The sequence below is a fragment of the Streptomyces sp. NPDC050528 genome (assembly GCF_044457795.1).
Lineage (GTDB): Bacteria > Actinomycetota > Actinomycetes > Streptomycetales > Streptomycetaceae > Streptomyces.
Genome location: NZ_JBITHH010000006.1, coordinates 167,415 through 185,730, shown reverse-complemented (window position 1 = coordinate 185,730; position 18,316 = coordinate 167,415). Strand labels below are relative to the sequence as shown.

The window sequence follows — 18,316 nt, the reverse complement described above, 5'->3', positions numbered from 1 at the left end:
ACATCCGCGACCCCGATACCCGCGATCCTGTTCAGAAATTGCTCTGGAGACACACCGATGAAGATCGCCAAACGTCTCATCCTCACCACCGCGGCCGTCACCGCCGTGGTCGCCGGCACGCTCGTGAGCGCGACCGTCGGCCAGGCCGCCACCCCGCAGCCGCCCGTCCGGCTCGGTGTCACCGTGCCCGACGCGCTGAAGGTCCCGGACGGCAACACGCTCACCGGCGTCTTCTCCGCCGCCGGCGTCCAGACCTACACCTGCACCAACAGCGCCTGGACGCTGCTGGAGCCGGCCGCCACCCTGTGGGCCAAGAACGACCGCACCAAGCGTCCCGTCGCCCTGCACTCCCGCGGCCCGGTCTGGGTGTCCACGGTGGACGGCAGCGCGGTCAACGGCTCCGCGATCGCCAGCTCGCCCAAGACGGGCGCCATCCCCGAGCTGCTGGTGAAGGCCACGGCCACCCGCGGCACCGGGACGTTCGCCGACGTGTCCTACGTCCAGCGCCTCAACACGACCGGCGGCGTCGCGCCCACCACGGCCTGCACCGGCACCAGCACGGACCAGGTCAGCGTGCCGTACACCGCCACGTACGCGTTCTACAAGCCCGCCAAGTAGTCCGCTAGGCGGCGACGGCAGTGGCCCCGGGAGTCCCGGGGCCACTGCCGTGTGCTCGCCGGAACTGTCGCGGACGGGGCCCTCAACTCCCTTGCTGCGGCTCCTGTTCGGCCCTGATCCGGCCGTGCACCTCCCAGTCCCACACCGTCTCCCGCACCTCGTCCAGCGCCCGGGCCAGATGCCTGCGGTACGTGCTGAACGCCAGATTGAGCTTCCGCGCCACCGCGTCCTGCGTGGACGTCGAGTGGTATGTCAGCGTCAGCACGTCGTGCAGATGCCGGGTCCGGGGATGGGCGTTCAGCCGCTGTACGGCCTTGCCGATCACGTCGCGCAGCGCGGTCACCGGGTCGCCCTCGCTGAGTTCCTCCACCAGCCGGCTGCGCAGCAGCGCGTTGTCGGCGAGCCCGCCGGGGTCGAGCCAGCCGCGCAGCGCCTCGCGGACGGCGGCGTCCGACTCCTCCCGACTCAACGAGGTGAGACGGGACTTGGGCTTCGCGGCCGTCACCGCCGGTGCCCCGCCGAGCAGACGCGCGTCGATGCCCTCGGCCCATTCCTCCACCCGAGCCGCCCGCCAGTCGTGGCAGAACAGGCCGTACCCGCGATCGGCGTGGACGGTCCGGCGGGGCGGCTGGAACATGCCCAGGTATGTCATCAGCGGCGCCCAGAACTTCGGTTCGGCGCTGACGAAGCAGGACCAGGCGCAGTGCTTGGCGCGCAGCAGCTCGAAGACGATCCGCGTGCGCACCGCGTCCCACGCCCGCGAGGGGCGGTGATGGTGTTCCGCGTGCACCATGAACCGCGCCACACCGAGGTGTTCGCCCTGGCGCGGGGGAGTCATCGAGGAGACCAGCTCCCACGCCTCCGTCAGCACGGGGTCGGCCGCCCGGGCCTCGTCGTCGAGCGCGTCGATCCGCAACCAGGCCATGAATCCCAGGAGTTGACCCGAGTCGCAGTCCCGGTGGACGTGGAACGCCTCGGGCTGACGTCTCAACCAGTAGGAGACCGTACGGGCGTTGTGCTCGCCCTCGACCTTGTGGGTCAGCTCGATCAGCGCGGGGACGTCCTCCGGGCGCATGGGTTCCTCGTGCACGGCCGCCTCGTCGCGGGCGCCCTGGAACTCCCTCAGCCATTGGGCCCGGGAGACGATGTGGTTGAACTCCCTTGCCGCGCGCAGGGCTTCCTTCTCCGGAGCGTTGCGGACGCGTTCCACCAGGTGCCGGCGGACCGTGCGGTGCATGGCCTTGTAGCGCTCCGGATCGCGCCAGCGGAAGTCGCTGTCGAGCGCGTCACGGACGACGTCGTACGGGCACACCCCGAAGGGGCCCGACTTCATGAACGACAACTGCCGTAGCCAGGCGAAGAGTTCGGTGGCGTCCTCGCCCGGGAGTGCCACGCGCAGCAACTCCTCGGTGGTGTCGGCGACATGGCCGCACACCTCCAGCGCCCGCCGGTGCGCGGGCGAGGGCGGTCTGCCGACGATGTGGGTCAGCAGGCGGTCGACGACCGTGCGCAGCGGGGCCCAGAAGACCTCGTCCGTCGAGGAGTTGTCGTGGGTCGCCGCTTCCGCGACCAGGCGCAGGGCGAGCGGATGGCCCGCGGCGAATCGGAGGAGCGACGGGTGCAGGGCGGGGTCCGCGCCCTGCGAGGTGAGCAGGGTCGCCGAGTCCGCGGGCCCCAACTCCCGTAGCGGCACGACCTGGAGGACCTCGCTCCACGCGAGGTCCGCCTTCCAGAGCGGGTCCGGTGCGTGCCGTCCGGCGACGACGACCAGGGCGCCGGCAGGTAACCGCGGCAGGAAGCGGTCGCGTATCCACTCCTCCATGTCCCGGTAGCGCTCGAAGTCGTCGACCAGCAGGACAGCGTTGTCGCGGGCGAAGACCTCGGCGGTCGCCTCCTCGAAGGCCGTCGGCGAGAGCTCGACCGTACGGGCGTCGACACCGACGACCGGCCGGTCCGCGGCGCGTGCCTCCGCGGCGAAGCGCTGGAGCAGCGCGCTCTTGCCCATGCCGCCCGGGCCGTGCAGCACGATGACCATCGGAGCGTCGGGTTCGCCGGCCAACGCCCGCCGGAACAGGGCGAGTTCCTCGCGCCTGCCGACGAAGTTCTGCAGGCGGGCGGAGGCCAGTCTGTCGGCCAGCAGGCCGGCGGAATCGTCCTTCGCCATGCCGTTCCCCTCCCCGGAGTCGCCCGCTTCGGGCCGCTGCGAAACCTACCGGGTCGGGCCGGGCCATGGCGCACGGCCGGACCTTACGCCGGTCTTACGGGCAACGGGACCGATCACCGGCCGGGCGTCCTAAACCTGGGAGGGGGCCGTCCGTGGAAACACCCGCCGACCCGCTTCTTTGTCCTATTCGTGCTCGTTGAGGAACGCAGAAGGGTCCGTAGCCCTCCTTCTGTGTGAAGGAAACAGCACAGGCAAGGAAACCGGGGACTGAGTGGCATGGGTTTGACCAGCGAGACTACCGTTTATGTGGTGGCGGCCGTGGCTGCCGTCTGCGTGGCGCTGCTGGTCTGGGTGTGGCCGCGGCTCGCCAGTCCGGGCGTGCGGCACGTGCTCGGGCGGCTGGCAGCCATTGGAGTGACTCAGGTCACCATCATCGCGGCGTTCGCGTGCTGGCTGAACTCCTCGTACCAGTTCTTCGGATCGTGGGGCGAGCTGTTCGGCAACGTCGACACCGCCCCCGTCGGCGTGACCCAGGCCGCCGACCACAACGGTGACGGCTCGATCGGCGGTGTCTCCGTGAAGGGGGCGCTGGTGCAGCCCGCCGGCGACGAGCAGCTGAGCCGGGTCAGCGGACTGCCCACCGGCAATCCCGCGGTGAACGGCAAGGTGGAGTCCGTGAAGGTCATCGGCCGCCGTACGGGAGTGGTCGACCCGGCGTTCGTCTACCTCCCGCCGCAGTACTTCCAGAAGGCCTACGCCCGCCAGCGCTTCCCCGTGGTCGTCGCGCTCAGCGGCTACCCGGGCAGCATCTTCAACCTCGCGCAGTATCTGCGGGTCTCGCAGACCGCCGGGCAGCTGCAGAAGAGCGGGCAGATGCAGCCGACCATCATGGTGATGATCCGGCCGACGATCGCCCCGCCGCGCGACACCGAGTGCGTGAACGTCCCGGGCGGCCCGCAGACCGAGACCTTCCTCGCCAAGGACCTCCCGCAGGCCCTCAAGTCCGTCTACCGGGTGGGCCACGACGCCAGCGCCTGGGGCGTCATGGGCTACTCCTCCGGTGGCACCTGCGCCCTGCAGCTGACGATGCGCAACCCCCACGTGTACACGACGGCCGCCGCGCTCTCGCCCGACTACAGGATCAAGGACGACCCCACCACCGGCAACCTCTTCGGCAGCGGTCTCGGCCGGGTGAACCGGGTCAACGGGCATGACCTGATGTGGCGGTTGAAGCACCTGCCCATCCCGCAGGTCTCCGTCCTGGTCGCCGACAGCAAGCACGGCGAGCGGGGCTATCCGCAGACCGTCGCCTTCATCAAGGCCGTCAAGGCGCCCATGCGCGTCGCGTCGATCCTCCCCGAGTCAGGCAGCCACAACTTCCCCACCTGGGTGCGGGAGATGCCCGCGTCCCTGAAGTGGATGAACCAGCAACTCACCTTCCCCCAGGACGTCGTGCCCCGGCACATCCCCAAGAAGAAGGGCAACAGCTCCGTGCGGGCGGAGGCCACCGAGTCCAAGAAGCCGACCGCCGGGGCCCACAAGTAGCGCGCGGCGGCGGTCACTTCCCGTTGCTACGCCCCAGCGTTCCGGGCAGTTCGCCCCGCCGCCGGATGCCCAACTTCCGGTAGGAACTGGTGAGATGGGTCTCCACCGTGCGGCGGGCCAGGTGCAGCAGATCGGCGATCTCGGTGTTCGTCCGGCCGTCGGCGGCCAGTTCGGCGATCCGCCGCTCACTGGTCGTGAGCGACCGGGAACCGGTACGGGCGGGCGCCGAGCGCCGGGCCCCGCTCTCGCCCAACGCCCCTTCTGCCAGGGCCCATTGACGCGTCGCCCCCAGCCGCTCGGCACGCTCCGCGGCCTCCCGCAGACAGGCCCGGGCCCGCCCCCGCTCCCCGGCCGCCGTCAGCCCACGGCCCCGCACGATCAGCGCCGACACCAACTCGCCCTCCGTCCCCACCGGCCCGTCCCGCAGCAGTCGTACGGCCTCCTCCGCGAGCTCCAGACCGCGCCGGCCGCCGGTCGCCGCGGCCAGGACGCGCAGTGAACGGCCCACCGTGCGGGGCGTGTTCCACACCCGGGCCAGCCGCAGCTCCTCCTCGGCCAGTGCGATGGCCTCCCGGGGACGGGCGAGCGCGATCCGGCACTCGGCGGCCGCCGTGCGCCACGGGGTGACGACTGGGCTGACCACCTCACGGGCCGACTGCCGACGCCCGCACTCCAGAAAGTCGTGCAGCGCGCCCGCCGTGTCGCCGGTCGCGGCGCGCAGCACTCCCCGCGCGTAGAGAAAGCGGTTCAACTCCCAGGAATCGGGCGCCGACCGCAGATCGAAACCGTCCGCGAGCCGCAGCGCCCGCGCCTCCTCACCGGTCGCCACGAGCGACAGCAGCACATGGGCCTGCCGGTTGGAGGGTCCGCTGCGCGCCCGGTCGCGCGGGCACGGGTCCGTCAGCAGCCGCGCGTGCTCACCGCGCGCGGCCAGGATGTCGGCCCGTACGTTGACCAGCGCCTCGTGCATCGGGTGCAGCACGTCGGGCCGCTGACCCACCAGTCCGCGCTCCACCAGCCGTTCCGCTTCCGGGAGTTCGTCGGCCCACTGGGCCACGGCGGCGGCCGTGCCGATCAGGAACGGCTCGGTCAGCGGATCGGCCGGCTGCGCGAGCAGTGCCCGCATCCGTCGCATCGCCTCCGCGGCCGAGGTCAGCCCGGCCGTCGCCGCATGCCGGACGACCAGCGCGTGACCGGCCGTACCGACCAGCTCCGGCGAGTGCTCGGCGGCGTCGCACAGCCACTGGTACACCTCCTTGCGCACGGACTGGTCCTGTTCGGACAGCAGCACCGAGGCGGTCTGGAGGGTGCGGATCAGGTGCGGACGGTCCGTCAACTCGTCCTCCACCGTGCGCAGTACGTCCACGGCGGCCACCGTCCGGCCCCGGCCGGCCAACGCCGTGCCGAGCGCCACCGCCGCGCGCACGGTGTCCTGCGGCGCCCCCGACAGCCGTAGCGCCTCGCTGAGGCGGGGGATGCCGGCCGAGGTCGTCTGCGCTTTGTACTCCAAGGAGCCCAGTTCGGTGAGGAGTTGCTGTCTGCGGGCGTCCGGGAGTGGTTCTTCCAGGACGCGGCGCAGGAAGGCGGCCGCGTCGGACGTGCGGCCGTCGCGCAGGGCGAGCGAGGCCGCCTCCTGGAGTGCGGTCGCCGTCCAGGGCGCGCCGACCGGGTCGGACAGCAGCAACTGCCGGGCCACCGTGTCGGGGGAGACGCCGTGGCGCTGCATCGTCTCGGCCGCCGCCGCGTGCGCGGCCCGCCGCCGGGCCGCGGGGACGCCGGTGAGCACCGCGTCGCGCAGGAGGGGGTGCGCGTAGCGTGGACGTCCGTCGGGGTCGGGGCGCAGCACCCCGAGCCCGGTCATCGCGGTGAGCCAGCCGGACACTCGCGCCGGGTCGGCAGCGGCCAACTCGGCGATCACAGCCGCCAGTTCGTCGGTGGGGCAGGTGTCGTGGCCGCTCGGCAGCTGCTGCGGGACGTCACCGTCCCAGCCTTCGTCCAGCGCGGCCAGCGCCCGCGCGACCTCGCCGGTGGCCGGGCCCGCGCTGTCCAGCCACCAGGACACGGCCGCCGGATACGCGCCCGGGTACAGCGCGGCGGACGACGTCGGCACGCTCGCATGCCGTCCGGCGCCGAGGTCGTCGAGCAGGGCCCGCAGCAACAAGGGGTTGCCGGCGCCCGCCCGTACGCAGTCCTCGACCCACGGCTCGGGGGCGTCCGGGTGGGCCGAACTCACCAGCTCGGCGGCCGAGTTCGCGGTCAGGGGACCGAGCGTGAGGGTGCGGACCAGGGCGGGCGACAGGGTGTGGGTCAGGCCCGGGGCCGCTGGATCGACGTCGTACTGGCTGCGTTCCGTGACGACCAGCAGGATCCGTAATCGGTCGACGTGCCGGGCGGACTCGACCAGCCAGCGGTGCGAGGCCGGGTCGGCGAGATGGACGTCGTCCACCGCGATCAGCAGCGGGGCCCGGTCGGCGTAGGAGCGCAGCACCCGCCGGAACAGCTCGGCGCTCGCCCGCTCGTCGCCGGCGAACTGTGCGTCGCCCAACTCCGGTACCGGGGACATCAGTTGCAGGACGGTGGCGTACGGGCTCGCCTGGTCGCGGGGTGAGCAGCGGGCCCGTAGCACCCGCATGCCGTGCGCCTGCGCGTCCGCCACGGTGGCTTCCAGCACGGTCGTGCGGCCCGTCCCGGTGGCCCCGCGCAACAGCACCAGCCGGCCGGCACCGGCCCGGGCCCATGCGGCCTCCGCCGCCAACAGCCGTGTCGCGTCCCGGTGTTCGGGTGGTGTCCCGGACGCTCCGGCGTCAGGTGTCGACCCCGTCATCGCGGTCCTCCTCGTATCCGTCTTACCCGTGGTGCCGGTCGCCGCCGCTGTCCTGGCCGCTCACTCGCTGTGGTCCGCCGTACGTCCGATCTCGTGGTGCTGCTCGTGGTGCTCCACGATTGTGCGCGCCCCACCCGCCCCGTGAGGGTGAGGAGTACACGGCCGCCACCAGTGCAACTGGGGTGGCACGTAAGTGGATTCGAGGGAGAACGTTGCTCAGCTCATCGCGGCCCGCACACCCCGGTACGGCCGACTCCGGAGACCGGATACCCGTGGCGGTGCACGCCCCGGACCCGATCTCCCGCGAGGGAGCCCTCAGCCAGCTGCGCAGATACCCGGAGATCGACCTCCGCGAGGAGAACGACACCGGTCCCGGCAGAGTGGCCCTGTTCATCGCCGACACACTCGACGAGACCGCGCTCACCCGGCTGCGCCGACTGGTGCGCAGCGAGGGCGGGCGGGCCGTGCTCGTCGTCGGGGCGCTGCGCGAGGCCGAGTTGCTCGATGTGATCGAGTGCGGGGTCGGTGCCATCGTGTGGCGCGAGGAGGCGACCGCGCAGCGCCTGGTGCAGGCCGTGGTCGCCGCGGCGCGCGGTGACGGCGACCTGCCGGCCGATCTGATCGGCCGACTCGTCGAACAGGTCGGCACGCTGCACCGCAGCGCGGCGGGCCGGTCCGGAGGACACCCCTCGGGGCTCTCGCCGCGTGAGGTGGACGTCCTGCGGCTGGTCGCCGAGGGGCTGGACACCGGAGAGATAGCCAGCAAGCTCTCCTATTCGGAACGCACCGTCAAAAACGTCATGCACGGGCTGACCACACGCCTTCACCTGCGCAATCGGGCGCATGCCGTGGCGCATGCCCTTCGGGAAGGCTACATCTGACCGAACGGGCACTCGAAGGCGGACACGCGGGCAGCGTGTCGTGCCCTGTCCCCGTCCCCAAGGTGCTTGCGGGGAACGGCGGTTGGGACGGCACGATCGGGGGACGGCCGACAGGGGCGTATCGGGCGCCGACGCGGACCGCGGGGCACGACAGCACGGCAGGGCGGGAGTTCGGCGGTGATCCACGAGGTGGACGAGGTTCTCAAGGACCTGATCGGCGGCGGCGCACTGGCCGGTTCGGGCATCGAGGTCTCCTTCGACGCCCCGACCCGCGACTGGGCGGCCCGCCGCAACACCCCCACGATCAACACCTACTTGTACGACATCCGGGAGGACGTGCACCGCCGCCAGCGCGGGCATGTCGCCGTGCGCGACGAGCGGGACGTGGTCGTCAAACGCCGCCAGCCGCCGCGCTGGTTCCGGCTGTCGTATCTGGTGACGGCGTGGACGAAGCGGCCGCAGGACGAACACCGGCTGCTGTCCGCCGTGTTGTCGACCCTCATCCCGCGCGAACTGCTCGCCCCCGACGAACTTCCGGGTTCGCTGCGTCAGTTGGGCCTGTCGGTGCCGATCTCGGTGGCCGGCATCCAGACCGAGTCCCGTTCCCTCGCGGAGATCTGGTCCGCCCTCGGCGGCGAACTCAAGCCGTCCCTCGACCTCGTGGTCACCGCGCCCTTCCTGGCCTACCCCGAGTACGACGCCGGCCCGCCTGTCACCGAGGGCGCGGCGGTCCGCGTGAGCGGCCTCGACGGCACCGAGCCTGGCGTGGAGGAACGCGCGCACCGTCCGCGCCAGGTGGCGGCGGTACGGGAGGCGCGGGAGGTCGCCCGGCGCAAGAAGGCGCCGGGGACGCCGACATGACGGTCACGGATGATGCCGGGGACGTCGATGTGGCGGTGACGGGCGGGGCGAGGGGCGCCGACACGGCCGTCACGGACGGCGCGTCGGGCTTCGCCGCCGAGCCGGAGACCGATGCCCTCCTCGCCCGGCTCGGTCGTCTCCGCGAGCGCGTCGCCCTGCTCGTCGACCGGCGGTCCGCCGTCGACCCCACGGCCACCGACCCGATGCGCGGCCTCTACCTCCCGGAAGAGGCGGTACGGCACCTGCTGCTCCGCTCGCCCGAACCAACGCCACCCGCACCGGAGTTGGCGCCCAGCCCGGCCGACCGGCTCGCCGCCCTGCGCCTGACCGACCTCGACACGGCCCTCCTCCTCATCGCCCTCGCCCCCGACCTCGACCGCACCTTCGAGCCCCTCTACGGCTACCTCAACGACGACGTCAGCCGCCGCCGGGCCACCGTCGGACTCGCCCTGGACCTGTGCGGCGTACCGGCACACCAGGCCGAAGGCCGGGCCCGGTTCCTTCCGGCGGAACCGCTGTCCGCCCTCGGCCTGCTCACCGTGGAGGAACCCGAACGCCCCTTCCTCAGCCGCTCGTTGCGGGTGCCGGACCGGGTCGTGGCGCATCTCCTCGGCGACGACACCCCGGACGCCACCCTCACCGGGTACCTCCACCCGCTGCCGGTGCCGAGCGTGTCGTACGAGGGACAGGAGACGGGCGGGCAAGAGCCGGGCGGAGACGAGGAGTTCAGCGTCTTCGTGGACCGGCTGGGCGCGCTGCTCGCCGAAGGTCCGCCCCTCGCAGTGTATGTGAGGGAGCGTCACGAGGGCGACGGGCTTGTGTGCGTGGCAGCCGCGTTGCATGCGGCGGGGGTGGGCGCCGTGCGGTTCTCCGGGCCCGTCGAGCGGGTGCCGGAGCTGTTGCGCGAGGCCCGGCTCAGTGGCCGTGCGGTCGTCGTGGGCGGGCTGTCCGATCAACCCGGCGCGCTGGTACGGGCGTTGACCGATGCCGTCGATGTCTCCGTGCTGATCGCGGGCGCGCGGCCGTACGACCCGCAGTGGTGCGAGAGCGATCCGCTGATCCTGGAGGCGCCCCGGCAGCGGGCCGCGGCGGTGCGGGCCTGGACGGACGCCGTCGGTGAGCAGCGCGGGTTCGACGTGCGGGCGACCGTCGCGCCGTATCACCTCGGCGCCGACCGCATCGCGCGTGCGGCTCGGGCGGCACGGGGGCTCGCGGCGTTCGACGGCACCCCGATGACCGCCGCCCATCTGCGGCTCGCGGCGCGGCAGCAGTCGGCGTCGGGGCTCGAACAGCACGCCCGGCGGATCAGGCCCGCCGTGGACTGGCGGGACCTGGTGCTGCCCGAACGGTCCCTGACCCAGTTGCACGAACTCGCCCTGCGCGCCCGGCATCGCGACCGGGTCCTCGGTGACTGGCGCTTGAGTGCGGGCGGCGGCCGGGGGCGTGGTGTGCTCGGGCTGTTCGCGGGGGAGTCCGGTACCGGCAAGACGCTGTCGGCGGAGGTCGTCGCGGCCGAACTAGGCCTGGATCTCTATGTCGTTCAGCTGTCGTCGATCGTCGACAAGTACGTCGGCGAGACCGAGAAGAACCTGGAGCGGATCTTCACGGAGGCCGACCGCACCGACGCCGTGCTCCTCTTCGACGAGGCCGACGCCGTCTTCGGCAAGCGGTCCGAGGTGAAGGACTCGCACGACCGGTACGCCAACATGGAGAGCGCCTATCTGCTCCAACGGCTGGAGTCCTTCGACGGGATCGCGCTGCTCACCACCAACCTGCGCGCCAACATCGACGAGGCGTTCACCCGGCGGCTCGACCTGGTCGTCGACTTCCCGTTCCCGGACCCGGCGCAGCGGCTCGCGCTGTGGCGGCACGGCCTGACCCATGTGCCGAGCGTGCCCGACCTCGAACTCGGGCCGCTGGCCCAGGAGTTCGAGCTGGCCGGCGGTTCCATCCGCAGCGCGGTCGTCACCGCCGCGTACCTCGCCGCCGGACGCGGGGACACGGTAACGGCGGCGGACCTCCTCGAAGGGGCCCGCCGTGAATACCGCAAGGCGGGGCGGCTGGTGCCGGGAGAGGGCAGCTGGTAGCCACCCCGCCTCGCGGGTCGATCAAGAACGGCCGGTCGTCAACCGCCGGTCGTCAGAGGTCAGTTCGGCACCGTCAGCCTGATCGCGACCAGCCAGTGGTTGTTGTCGAGGGTGCCCGAGAAGCCGTACTCGGGCCGGGGCTTGGTGCAGTTCTGCGGGCTCCAGTCCCAGCCGGAGTTGCGGACGATCCAACAGAGCTGACCACTGCCGATGTTGTTCGCGAAACCCGTCACGTACGCGGCGCCCGGCTTCGCGCTGCCGATGTAGTTGTCCTTGCCGTCGGCGATGATGGCCGTCCATCCCGAAGGCTGGTACTTGCCGTAGCCGTTGGTCGACGCGGGGTCGTGGATGAAGGCGTTCGCGGCCGAACCGGCGGTCCCGGAGACCGCGATGTTCACGGAGAGGATCTGCTCGTCGTCGGTGGAGGTGGCGGCCGTGGCGCCGTCGCACTCCGGGGCCTGCCAGCCCTTGCCGCCGATGTAGATCCGGTAGCAGACATGGCGTCCGGAGTCCTGCGCGGCCAGCTTGTTCACGGCCGTCGCCGCCGTCACGGGCTTCGGCTTGGCGGACGGCTTGGAGTCCCCGCCGCCGCCCGATCCGCCACCCGCCGCGGCGGCCGTGGAGGTCTCGGCCGCCGGGGGCGCGCTCGTCACCACGGGTGAGGGCGGCGGGGGCGCGGCGCTCAGGGTGGGGCTGGGCGCGAGCGTACTGACCCCCGCGTCCTTCAACTGCTCGGTGGCGGCGGTCTGCACCTGCGGCTTGTACGCGATCCACAGCATCACGAAGGTGAGCGCGAGCGCGGCGAGGACACCGAGGAACGTGGCCAGCCAACGCGGCAGGAAACCGCGCTGGAGGTAAGTCCCCTCCACGGGAAGGGGGTTGGCGCCGGACCGCAACACGCTGAGCGTGTACGGCCGTTGCTCCTTCGGCCCGAACCAGATGATCTTCCGGGGCTTCAGCGACGCCTTGACGAAGGCGGCCCGGCCCGGCTCGATCTGCACATTGCCCGGGTGGATGTCGTACGACAGCTGGTCGCCGTTGTCACTGCCGCTGATCGACGCCGTCAGCTTGGTGTTGCCCAGGTTGTCCACGGCGAGTTGGGGGCGGCCCCGGAAACGGCCCTTGACCGTCGGCGGCACCAATTCCGCCCGCACCTCCGTGAACGGGGTGATGGTCAGATTGCCCTCGGGGACGGTGACCGCCTCCGGGTGCTCGGTCGGTGTGATCCGCACCGCGTACGGGTTCGGGCCCGCCGTCGCGTCCGGGGTGCGCGGCGGCGAGAACGTCAGGTCGACCGTGCCCGTCGTGCCCGGATAGAGCCGCAGCGTCTGCGGCTCCACAGCGGTCCAGGGCGCGATGCTCCCGACCGGCTCGAAGCGGTACTCGTCCACGACGTCGCCGGTGTTGCGCAGCCGCAGCCGCACGCGGGTACTGCTACCGGGATCGACGGTCGCGGACGCTGGCTCCAGGGAGGTCCACAGACTCATGTGCCGACGCTACGACGGATGGTGAGGGCGCGTCAGGAGTCGCCGGGGCAACAGGAGTTGCCCAAAAGGGCCGCCCGGCAAACCCCCCACTGCCCCCGCAGCGACGGCGTCCATCGCAGTGTGCCGCCCCTGGCCGCGCTGTGGAGTGCCCCTGAGGGCAAGGAAGTTGCCCCAAGGCAGGCACTCGGGGACGTTTCGGCGGCGGGGTCGCGCGCGTGACGCTTGAGGGCATCCTGTCTCGTACCCCGAGGAGAGCAGAGCATGCCGTCCTACCTGTCGCCCGGCGTCTATGTCGAGGAGGTGGCCAGCGGCTCGCGCCCGATCGAGGGAGTGGGCACCTCGGTGGCGGCCTTCGTGGGCCTGGCCCCGACCGGTCCGCTGAACGAGCCGACCCTGGTGACCAACTGGACGCAGTACGTGGCTGCCTTCGGTGAGTTCACCGACGGGTACTACCTCGCCCACTCCGTCTACGGCTTCTTCAACAACGGCGGTTCGGCCGCCTACGTCGTCCGCGTCGGCGGCACCGCCGAGGGCACCTCGGCCGAGTCCAACTCCCCGTCCGCCGTGACGGGTTCGGCCGCTCCGGCCGCGCTGCCGCCCGGCGAGCCGGCCCAGCTCGGCACCTTCGCCGTGACCGCTCTGGCGCCCGGCGACCTGACCGTCGAGGTGGCCGACGCCGAGGGCGAAGGCCCCGCCGAACGCTTCCGGCTGGTCGTCAAGGACGCCGGCAAGGACGTCGAGAGCTTCGACGTGACCGCCAAGAAGGGCGGCCGCAACTACGTCGTCACCCAGGTCAAGGAGCGCTCCAAGCTCATCGCGGTGACCGAGGCCGCGCCCGCGGCGCAGCTGGCCCGCCCGGAGAACCAGACGGTCGCCCTCGCCGCGCCCGCCTCCGCCCCGGCCGCACCCGCCGTACCCGGCAAGGGAAATGACACCGCGTCACATCCCGGCCCGGCCACCTACCTCGGCGACTCCTCCGACCGCACCGGCTTCGGCGGTCTGGAGGCCGTGGACGAGATCTCCATGGTCGCGGTGCCCGACCTGATGGCCGCCTACCAGCGCGGCGCGATCGACCTGGAGGCTGTCAAGGCAGTCCAGTTGGGCCTGATCGCGCACTGCGAGCTGATGGGCGACCGGGTCGCGGTCATCGACCCGCCGCCGAGCCTGAACGCCCGTCAGATCCGGGTCTGGCGGCAGGAGACGGCCGGTTACGACTCCAAGTACGCGGCCCTGTACTACCCGTGGATCAAGACCTTCGACCCGTCCAGCGGACAGTCCCGGCTGATCCCGCCGAGCGGCCACATCGCCGGCGTCTGGGCCCGCAACGACTCCGAGCGCGGTGTGCACAAGGCGCCCGCCAACGAGGTCGTACGCGGCGCGGTCGACCTGGAGACCCAAATCACCCGCGGCGAGCAGGACTTGCTCAACCCGATCGGCGTCAACTGCATCCGCGCCTTCCCTGGCCGGGGCATCCGCGTCTGGGGCGCCCGCACCATGTCCTCCGACCCGGCCTGGCGTTACCTCAACATCCGCCGGTACTTCAACTACCTGGAGGAGTCGATCCTGATCGGCACCCAGTGGGTGGTGTTCGAGCCGAACGACCACGCCCTGTGGGCGCGGATCCGGCGCAACATCTCGGCGTTCCTGGTCAACGAGTGGCGCAGCGGTGCCCTGTTCGGCCAGCGGCCGGAAGAGGCGTACTACGTCAAGTGCGACGAGGAGACCAACCCGCCGGAGTCGGTCGACGTCGGCCGGGTCGTCTGCGAGATCGGCATCGCACCGGTCAAGCCGGCCGAGTTCGTGATCTTCCGCCTGGCTCAGTTCTCCAGCGGCAGCGGTGAGTTGGAGGAGTAGTCCGCCATCTCCATCCCCGGCCCCATCAGCCAGCAGTCAGCCGCCGTAACGCCAGAAGGAACGCGAATTCATGAGTCTCCAGCCGGGTGACGCCCTCACCTCACACAATTTCGGCCTGCAGATCGACGGCGTGATGGTCGAGTACCTCGCGGAGGTCAGCGGCCTCAGCATCGAGCAGGACGTCATCACGTACCAGCAGAACACCCCCAACGGCCAGAACGTCGTCAAGAACCTGCCGGGCGTGAAGAAGAACGGCACCTGCACGGTGATCCGGGGCATGACCCAGTCGGCCTCGTTCACCCAGTGGATCAACGAGTCGATCTCCGGCCAGATGACCACCGCGCGCAAGAACGCGTCGATCATCATGATGGACTTCCAGAACAACCCGGTGAAGCGCTACCACCTGCGCAACGCCTGGTGCAGCAAGATCGACGCGAGCACGGTGAAGGCGGGCGAGGCCGCCGCGCTCACCGAGTCCGTGACCATCGTGTTCGAAGAACTGGTCATCGAATAATGAGGCGTTCGGCGGCCGCGGGAGCAACTACGGCTGTGGCTGCGCCGGGTGCGGGTCCGGGGACGGCGGCCGAGGTGGGGGCCGGTCCGATTCCGGCCCCGGCGCCGGCCGCCGCGGCGCCCGCTCCGGCCGTACGGCAGACGCTGCGGACCGAGTTCCCTTTCCAGCTGCCGCGTGGCTATGTGGACGAGTCCGGCACGGTCCACCAGGACGGTGTGATGCGACTGGCCACCGCACGCGACGAGTTGGTGCCGCTGCGGGACGTCCGCGTCCAGGAGAATCCGGCGTATCTGTCGGTCGTGCTGCTCGGCCGGGTGATCACGCGGCTGGGCAGCGTCCCCATGGTCCACGACGGGATCGTGGAGAACATGTTCGCCTCGGACCTCGCCTTCCTCCAGGACTTCTACCGCCAGATCAACGCGGAAGGCCACACCCGCGCGGCAGTTCAGTGCCCGCACTGCGCGGAGCCCTTCGAAGTGGAGCTCGGCGGGAGCCGCCTGGGGGAATCGTGACGTACGCGACCGACCGGCTGCACGAGGAGATCGCGTACGTCGCCTACCACTTCCACTGGAGCCTGGAGGACATCCTGGACCTCGAACACCACGACCGCCGCCGCTACACCGGCGAGATCGCGTCCCTGGTGACACGGTCCGGGGCGGAGGGCTGAGCGGTGGGGTTCTTGGACCGGTTGCGGGGGCGGGCGGATAGGTCTGTCGCCGGTGAGGACGCCAACTCCGGCGCTGGGAAGGGAGTTGGCGAGCTTCAGGGTTCCGGCGAGGCGGGTGGCTCCGCAGGGCCGGTGAGTTCTGGTGCTACGGCTGCTACGGCTTCTGCGCCTGCGGTGGCCCTGGCCGCGTGGCCGGGGTTGCCGCCGATTCAGCGGTCCTCTGCTGTTGGGGGCACCGGAGTTGCCGACGCCGGCTTCGGTACGCGGCTGCCCACGTGGCAGAACCCGTCGTTCACGGGGGCGGGGTTCCGTGCGGTGCTGGACGCGGAGCGGAGTGCCCGGATCGCGGGGTCCTCGCTGCCTGCGGGGTCGGCGCGGCCGGCGCGGGCGGTACCGAGCCTCGGGCAGCCTGCGGGTGAACTTCCCTTGGCGGGGCGGCCGTTGGTTGCGCAGCCGGGGCCGGTGGCGCCGTTGCGGGCGAGTGCGGGGCGCGAGGTGACGGGGCCGGGGCCTGCGGTGCAGCGGGCTGTGCGGGCTGTGCCTCTTGTGTCGAGTGAGGCTGTGGGTGTGAGCGGTACTGCTTCGGCTCCTGTGGTGGTGGGTTCGGGCGGGGCGGTGGGGCCGGTTCCCGGTATTCGGGTGACTGCGGTGTCGTCGTCGGAGCAACTCCGGCCGAGGACCGGGTCGTTGACGAGGTCGAGTGCGACTGCGGTGCAGCGGCGGCTGGTTGGTCGGCGGAACTCGGCGGTTGTGGGCGACAGTTCGGGTGGCGAGTCCCCGTCCGTGTCAACTGGCGGGGGGCGAGGGGAAGGCGAGCCGGGTGGTGACTCGCCTGTCCCACCTGCCGTCCGGGTGCCCGGTGACGTCGTTGATCAACTTGGCAGTGCCGCAAGCGTAGTTCGCGGTGCGGGGAACGCTCACAGCGCGGGCGGGAACGTTGCCGGGAGCGTTGCCAGGAGGAAGGAACCTGCCGGCCTCAACGCGACCGAGCCCGAAAGCCGCCCCAGCAGGCGCGATAGCGCGGCTCCCGTTTCCGGGGGCGGGACGGACAGCGTGCAGCGGGCGGTTGCGAGGCCGGGTGCGGCAGCCGCTGCTTCGACGGCTCCGAAGCCCACGCTGGCATCGATGCCGGCGTCGACGCCGACGCCGACGCCGAACTCACCAGCGCTGTCAGCCGAGTTGCCGCCCGTCATGCCCGTCATGCCCGTCACGCCCGTCACGCCCGTCGTTCCGGCGCGGCCGACGACCCCGAACACCTCCCGCGCACCGATGCCCGTACAACGCGCCGTGAGTGCTCCTGCCCCAGGCGATGGGGGCACCACCCAGCCCCAACCGCAGCCCCATACCCCGGCACCCCTGGCCGAACCGACGGACTCCGCCCGCACCCGGACCAGCGATCCAACCCCCGGTCCTACGCCCCCTCCCGCGCCCCAGATTCAACGCAGCGAGGCTCGCCGCCCGTCTCGCATTCCCCTCGGCGCCCCTCTCACCACGCGCCCGAACGAGATACGGCAGCCCTCCGCACCCGTAGCGCCGGTGCCTGGTTCGACCGCTCACTCCACACAGGGCAACACGTCCAACACCCCTGCACCGCAAGGTGATTCGCCCAGCGGTCCGGCGCCCACGTCGACCTCGGCATCAGGCTCGGCAAGCCCCGCCCCCCGTTCCCCGGCTCCCGCTCCCGCCCGACGCCGTTCACCCCTAGGCGCTCCGGTCACCGCCACACCCGCAGACGCCAAGCCCCTCATCGGCTCGCCGTTCACGCAGGCCGGCCCTGGGCACCGTACGGAAACGGGTTCGAGGCCAACAGCCGGACCCGGGGCGGCGATTCAGCGAAGCGTCGCTTCCAACACGTCTGTGCCGCCCCCGGCCACGGCCCCCTCAGTCACCACACACCAGCCCGCCGCATACCCAACGACCGCACATCCGCTTGCCGCACCCCCAACCACCGAGCACGGGCCGACCACAACTCCGGCCAACCCGGCGACACCGGGGCCGGGGCCGACGGTCCAGCGGAGTGTTGCCCCGGGCGTGCCGGTACCGGCTGTGCAGGCTCCCTCGGTCACGGGCCCCGCACCCGCCGCGTCCCCGTTCACCGAAGTCCCGGCCACCCCGGCACCTCCGGCGACACCGGGTCCGGGGCCGACGGTGCAGCGGAGTGTTGCCTTGAGCGTGCCGGTACCGGTTGCGCAGGCTCCCTGGGCAACGCCCCCCACACCCGCCGCGTCCCCCATCACCGAAGTCCCGGCCACCCCGGCACCTCCGGCGACCCCGGGTCCGGGGTTGGCGATTCAGCGGAGTGTTGCCCCGGGTGTGCCGGTACCGGCCGCGCAGGCTCCCTCGGTCACGGGCCCCGCACCTGCCGCGTCCGCGATCACCGAGCACGGGCCGACCACAGCTCCGGGCAACCCGGCGACCTCGGGTCCGGGGTTGGCGATTCAGCGGAGTGTTGCCCCGGGTGTGCCGGTACCGGCTGTGCAGGCTCCCTCGGTCGCGGACCCTGCACCCGCCGCGTCCGCGATCACCGCAGCGTCGGCCAACCCGGCACCTCCGGCGACACCGGGTCCGGGGCCGACGATTCAGCGAAGCGTCGTGCCCGGCACGCCGGTACCGGCTCCGCCGGCTCCCTCGGCCACCGCCTCCTCACGTGCAACGCCTACGACCACCGCAGACCGGACGCCTGTAGCCCCGGCCACGAGCCTGTCACCGGGTGCGTTTCCGTCCTCGGTCGGTGTCCGGCCCCCGGCGATGACTCCGACCTCAGCCGTGACGCCGTCTCCGAGCGGGCCTTCGCCCTTGGCCGTGCCCCCAACC

13 protein-coding genes are annotated in these 18,316 nt (G+C 71.8%); 9 read left to right on the top strand and 4 right to left on the bottom strand.

What is annotated here, in order from left to right:
- Positions 1-57 precede the first annotated feature (57 nt).
- A complete protein-coding gene (locus ACIBK4_RS22325) occupies positions 58-618 on the top strand; it encodes a DUF3455 domain-containing protein (RefSeq protein WP_398996727.1) in 561 nt (186 codons plus the stop codon).
- Between the two features lie 82 nt (positions 619-700).
- Here ACIBK4_RS22325 and ACIBK4_RS22320 read toward each other — a convergent pair whose 3' ends face one another.
- Positions 701-2,782 carry an AAA family ATPase gene (locus ACIBK4_RS22320; protein ID WP_398996725.1) on the bottom strand — a complete coding sequence of 694 codons (2,082 nt, stop codon included), beginning with the start codon at positions 2,780-2,782 and terminating at the stop codon, positions 701-703.
- 276 nt (positions 2,783-3,058) lie between these two features.
- Between ACIBK4_RS22320 and ACIBK4_RS22315 the strand changes: the two genes are divergently transcribed.
- Entirely contained in the window at positions 3,059-4,327 is a 1,269-nt protein-coding gene (locus tag ACIBK4_RS22315; RefSeq protein ID WP_398996723.1) for an alpha/beta hydrolase, read from the top strand.
- Positions 4,328-4,340: 13 nt separating this feature from the next.
- On the opposite strand, the gene ACIBK4_RS22310 is transcribed toward ACIBK4_RS22315, so the two are convergent.
- Positions 4,341-7,151: an AAA family ATPase gene (locus ACIBK4_RS22310; RefSeq protein ID WP_398996720.1), complete on the bottom strand. Its 2,811-nt coding sequence runs from the start codon at positions 7,149-7,151 to the stop codon at positions 4,341-4,343.
- A 212-nt stretch (positions 7,152-7,363) separates the two neighbouring features.
- On the opposite strand from ACIBK4_RS22310, the gene ACIBK4_RS22305 reads away from it, so the two are divergent.
- The 3 genes from ACIBK4_RS22305 to ACIBK4_RS22295 all read left to right on the top strand — a co-directional run bounded on the left by ACIBK4_RS22305 (position 7,364) and on the right by ACIBK4_RS22295 (position 10,980).
- Entirely contained in the window at positions 7,364-8,032 is a 669-nt protein-coding gene (locus ACIBK4_RS22305) for a LuxR C-terminal-related transcriptional regulator (RefSeq protein WP_398996718.1), read from the top strand.
- Between the two features lie 177 nt (positions 8,033-8,209).
- Positions 8,210-8,893, top strand: a complete 684-nt coding sequence (locus tag ACIBK4_RS22300; protein WP_398996716.1) for a DUF4255 domain-containing protein — start codon at positions 8,210-8,212, stop codon at positions 8,891-8,893.
- Positions 8,890-10,980: an ATP-binding protein gene (locus ACIBK4_RS22295; protein WP_398996714.1), complete on the top strand. Its 2,091-nt coding sequence runs from the start codon at positions 8,890-8,892 to the stop codon at positions 10,978-10,980. The genes ACIBK4_RS22300 and ACIBK4_RS22295 overlap by 4 nt, the downstream gene beginning before the upstream one ends.
- A 59-nt stretch (positions 10,981-11,039) precedes the next feature.
- Here the strand turns inward: ACIBK4_RS22295 and ACIBK4_RS22290 are convergent, their stop codons facing one another.
- Positions 11,040-12,467, bottom strand: coding sequence for a hydrolase (locus ACIBK4_RS22290; protein WP_398996712.1), 1,428 nt, complete (start codon positions 12,465-12,467; stop codon positions 11,040-11,042).
- A gap of 261 nt (positions 12,468-12,728) precedes the next feature.
- On the opposite strand from ACIBK4_RS22290, the gene ACIBK4_RS22285 reads away from it, so the two are divergent.
- The 4 genes from ACIBK4_RS22285 to ACIBK4_RS22270 all read left to right on the top strand — a co-directional run bounded on the left by ACIBK4_RS22285 (position 12,729) and on the right by ACIBK4_RS22270 (position 15,502).
- The gene (locus ACIBK4_RS22285) at positions 12,729-14,321 is read left to right on the top strand and encodes a phage tail sheath family protein (RefSeq protein WP_398996710.1); all 1,593 of its coding nucleotides are present in this window, start codon (positions 12,729-12,731) and stop codon (positions 14,319-14,321) included.
- 70 nt (positions 14,322-14,391) lie between these two features.
- Positions 14,392-14,835: a phage tail protein gene (locus ACIBK4_RS22280; RefSeq protein ID WP_019063375.1), complete on the top strand. Its 444-nt coding sequence runs from the start codon at positions 14,392-14,394 to the stop codon at positions 14,833-14,835.
- Positions 14,835-15,347 (top strand): hypothetical protein, encoded by a 513-nt coding sequence (locus ACIBK4_RS22275; RefSeq protein ID WP_398996707.1) that lies wholly within the window; start codon positions 14,835-14,837, stop codon positions 15,345-15,347. The genes ACIBK4_RS22280 and ACIBK4_RS22275 overlap by 1 nt, the downstream gene beginning before the upstream one ends.
- Positions 15,344-15,502, top strand: coding sequence for a DUF6760 family protein (locus ACIBK4_RS22270; RefSeq protein WP_200684736.1), 159 nt, complete (start codon positions 15,344-15,346; stop codon positions 15,500-15,502). The genes ACIBK4_RS22275 and ACIBK4_RS22270 overlap by 4 nt, the downstream gene beginning before the upstream one ends.
- Before the next feature lie 917 nt (positions 15,503-16,419).
- Here the strand turns inward: ACIBK4_RS22270 and ACIBK4_RS22265 are convergent.
- The gene (locus ACIBK4_RS22265; RefSeq protein WP_398996705.1) at positions 16,420-16,758 is read right to left on the bottom strand and encodes a hypothetical protein; all 339 of its coding nucleotides are present in this window, start codon (positions 16,756-16,758) and stop codon (positions 16,420-16,422) included.
- Between the last annotated feature and the right edge of the window lie 1,558 nt (positions 16,759-18,316).

What these genes read in the sequence shown, in the direction of transcription:
- ACIBK4_RS22325 (WP_398996727.1), top strand. Translation starts at nt 58, where the DNA reads ATGAAGATCGCCAAACGTCTCATCCTCACCACCGCGGCCGTCACCGCC.
- ACIBK4_RS22320 (WP_398996725.1), bottom strand. Translation starts at nt 2,782, where the DNA reads ATGGCGAAGGACGATTCCGCCGGCCTGCTGGCCGACAGACTGGCCTCC.
- ACIBK4_RS22315 (WP_398996723.1), top strand. Translation starts at nt 3,059, where the DNA reads ATGGGTTTGACCAGCGAGACTACCGTTTATGTGGTGGCGGCCGTGGCT.
- ACIBK4_RS22310 (WP_398996720.1), bottom strand. Translation starts at nt 7,151, where the DNA reads ATGACGGGGTCGACACCTGACGCCGGAGCGTCCGGGACACCACCCGAA.
- ACIBK4_RS22295 (WP_398996714.1), top strand. Translation starts at nt 8,890, where the DNA reads ATGACGGTCACGGATGATGCCGGGGACGTCGATGTGGCGGTGACGGGC.
- ACIBK4_RS22290 (WP_398996712.1), bottom strand. Translation starts at nt 12,467, where the DNA reads ATGAGTCTGTGGACCTCCCTGGAGCCAGCGTCCGCGACCGTCGATCCC.
- ACIBK4_RS22285 (WP_398996710.1), top strand. Translation starts at nt 12,729, where the DNA reads ATGCCGTCCTACCTGTCGCCCGGCGTCTATGTCGAGGAGGTGGCCAGC.
- ACIBK4_RS22280 (WP_019063375.1), top strand. Translation starts at nt 14,392, where the DNA reads ATGAGTCTCCAGCCGGGTGACGCCCTCACCTCACACAATTTCGGCCTG.
- ACIBK4_RS22275 (WP_398996707.1), top strand. Translation starts at nt 14,835, where the DNA reads ATGAGGCGTTCGGCGGCCGCGGGAGCAACTACGGCTGTGGCTGCGCCG.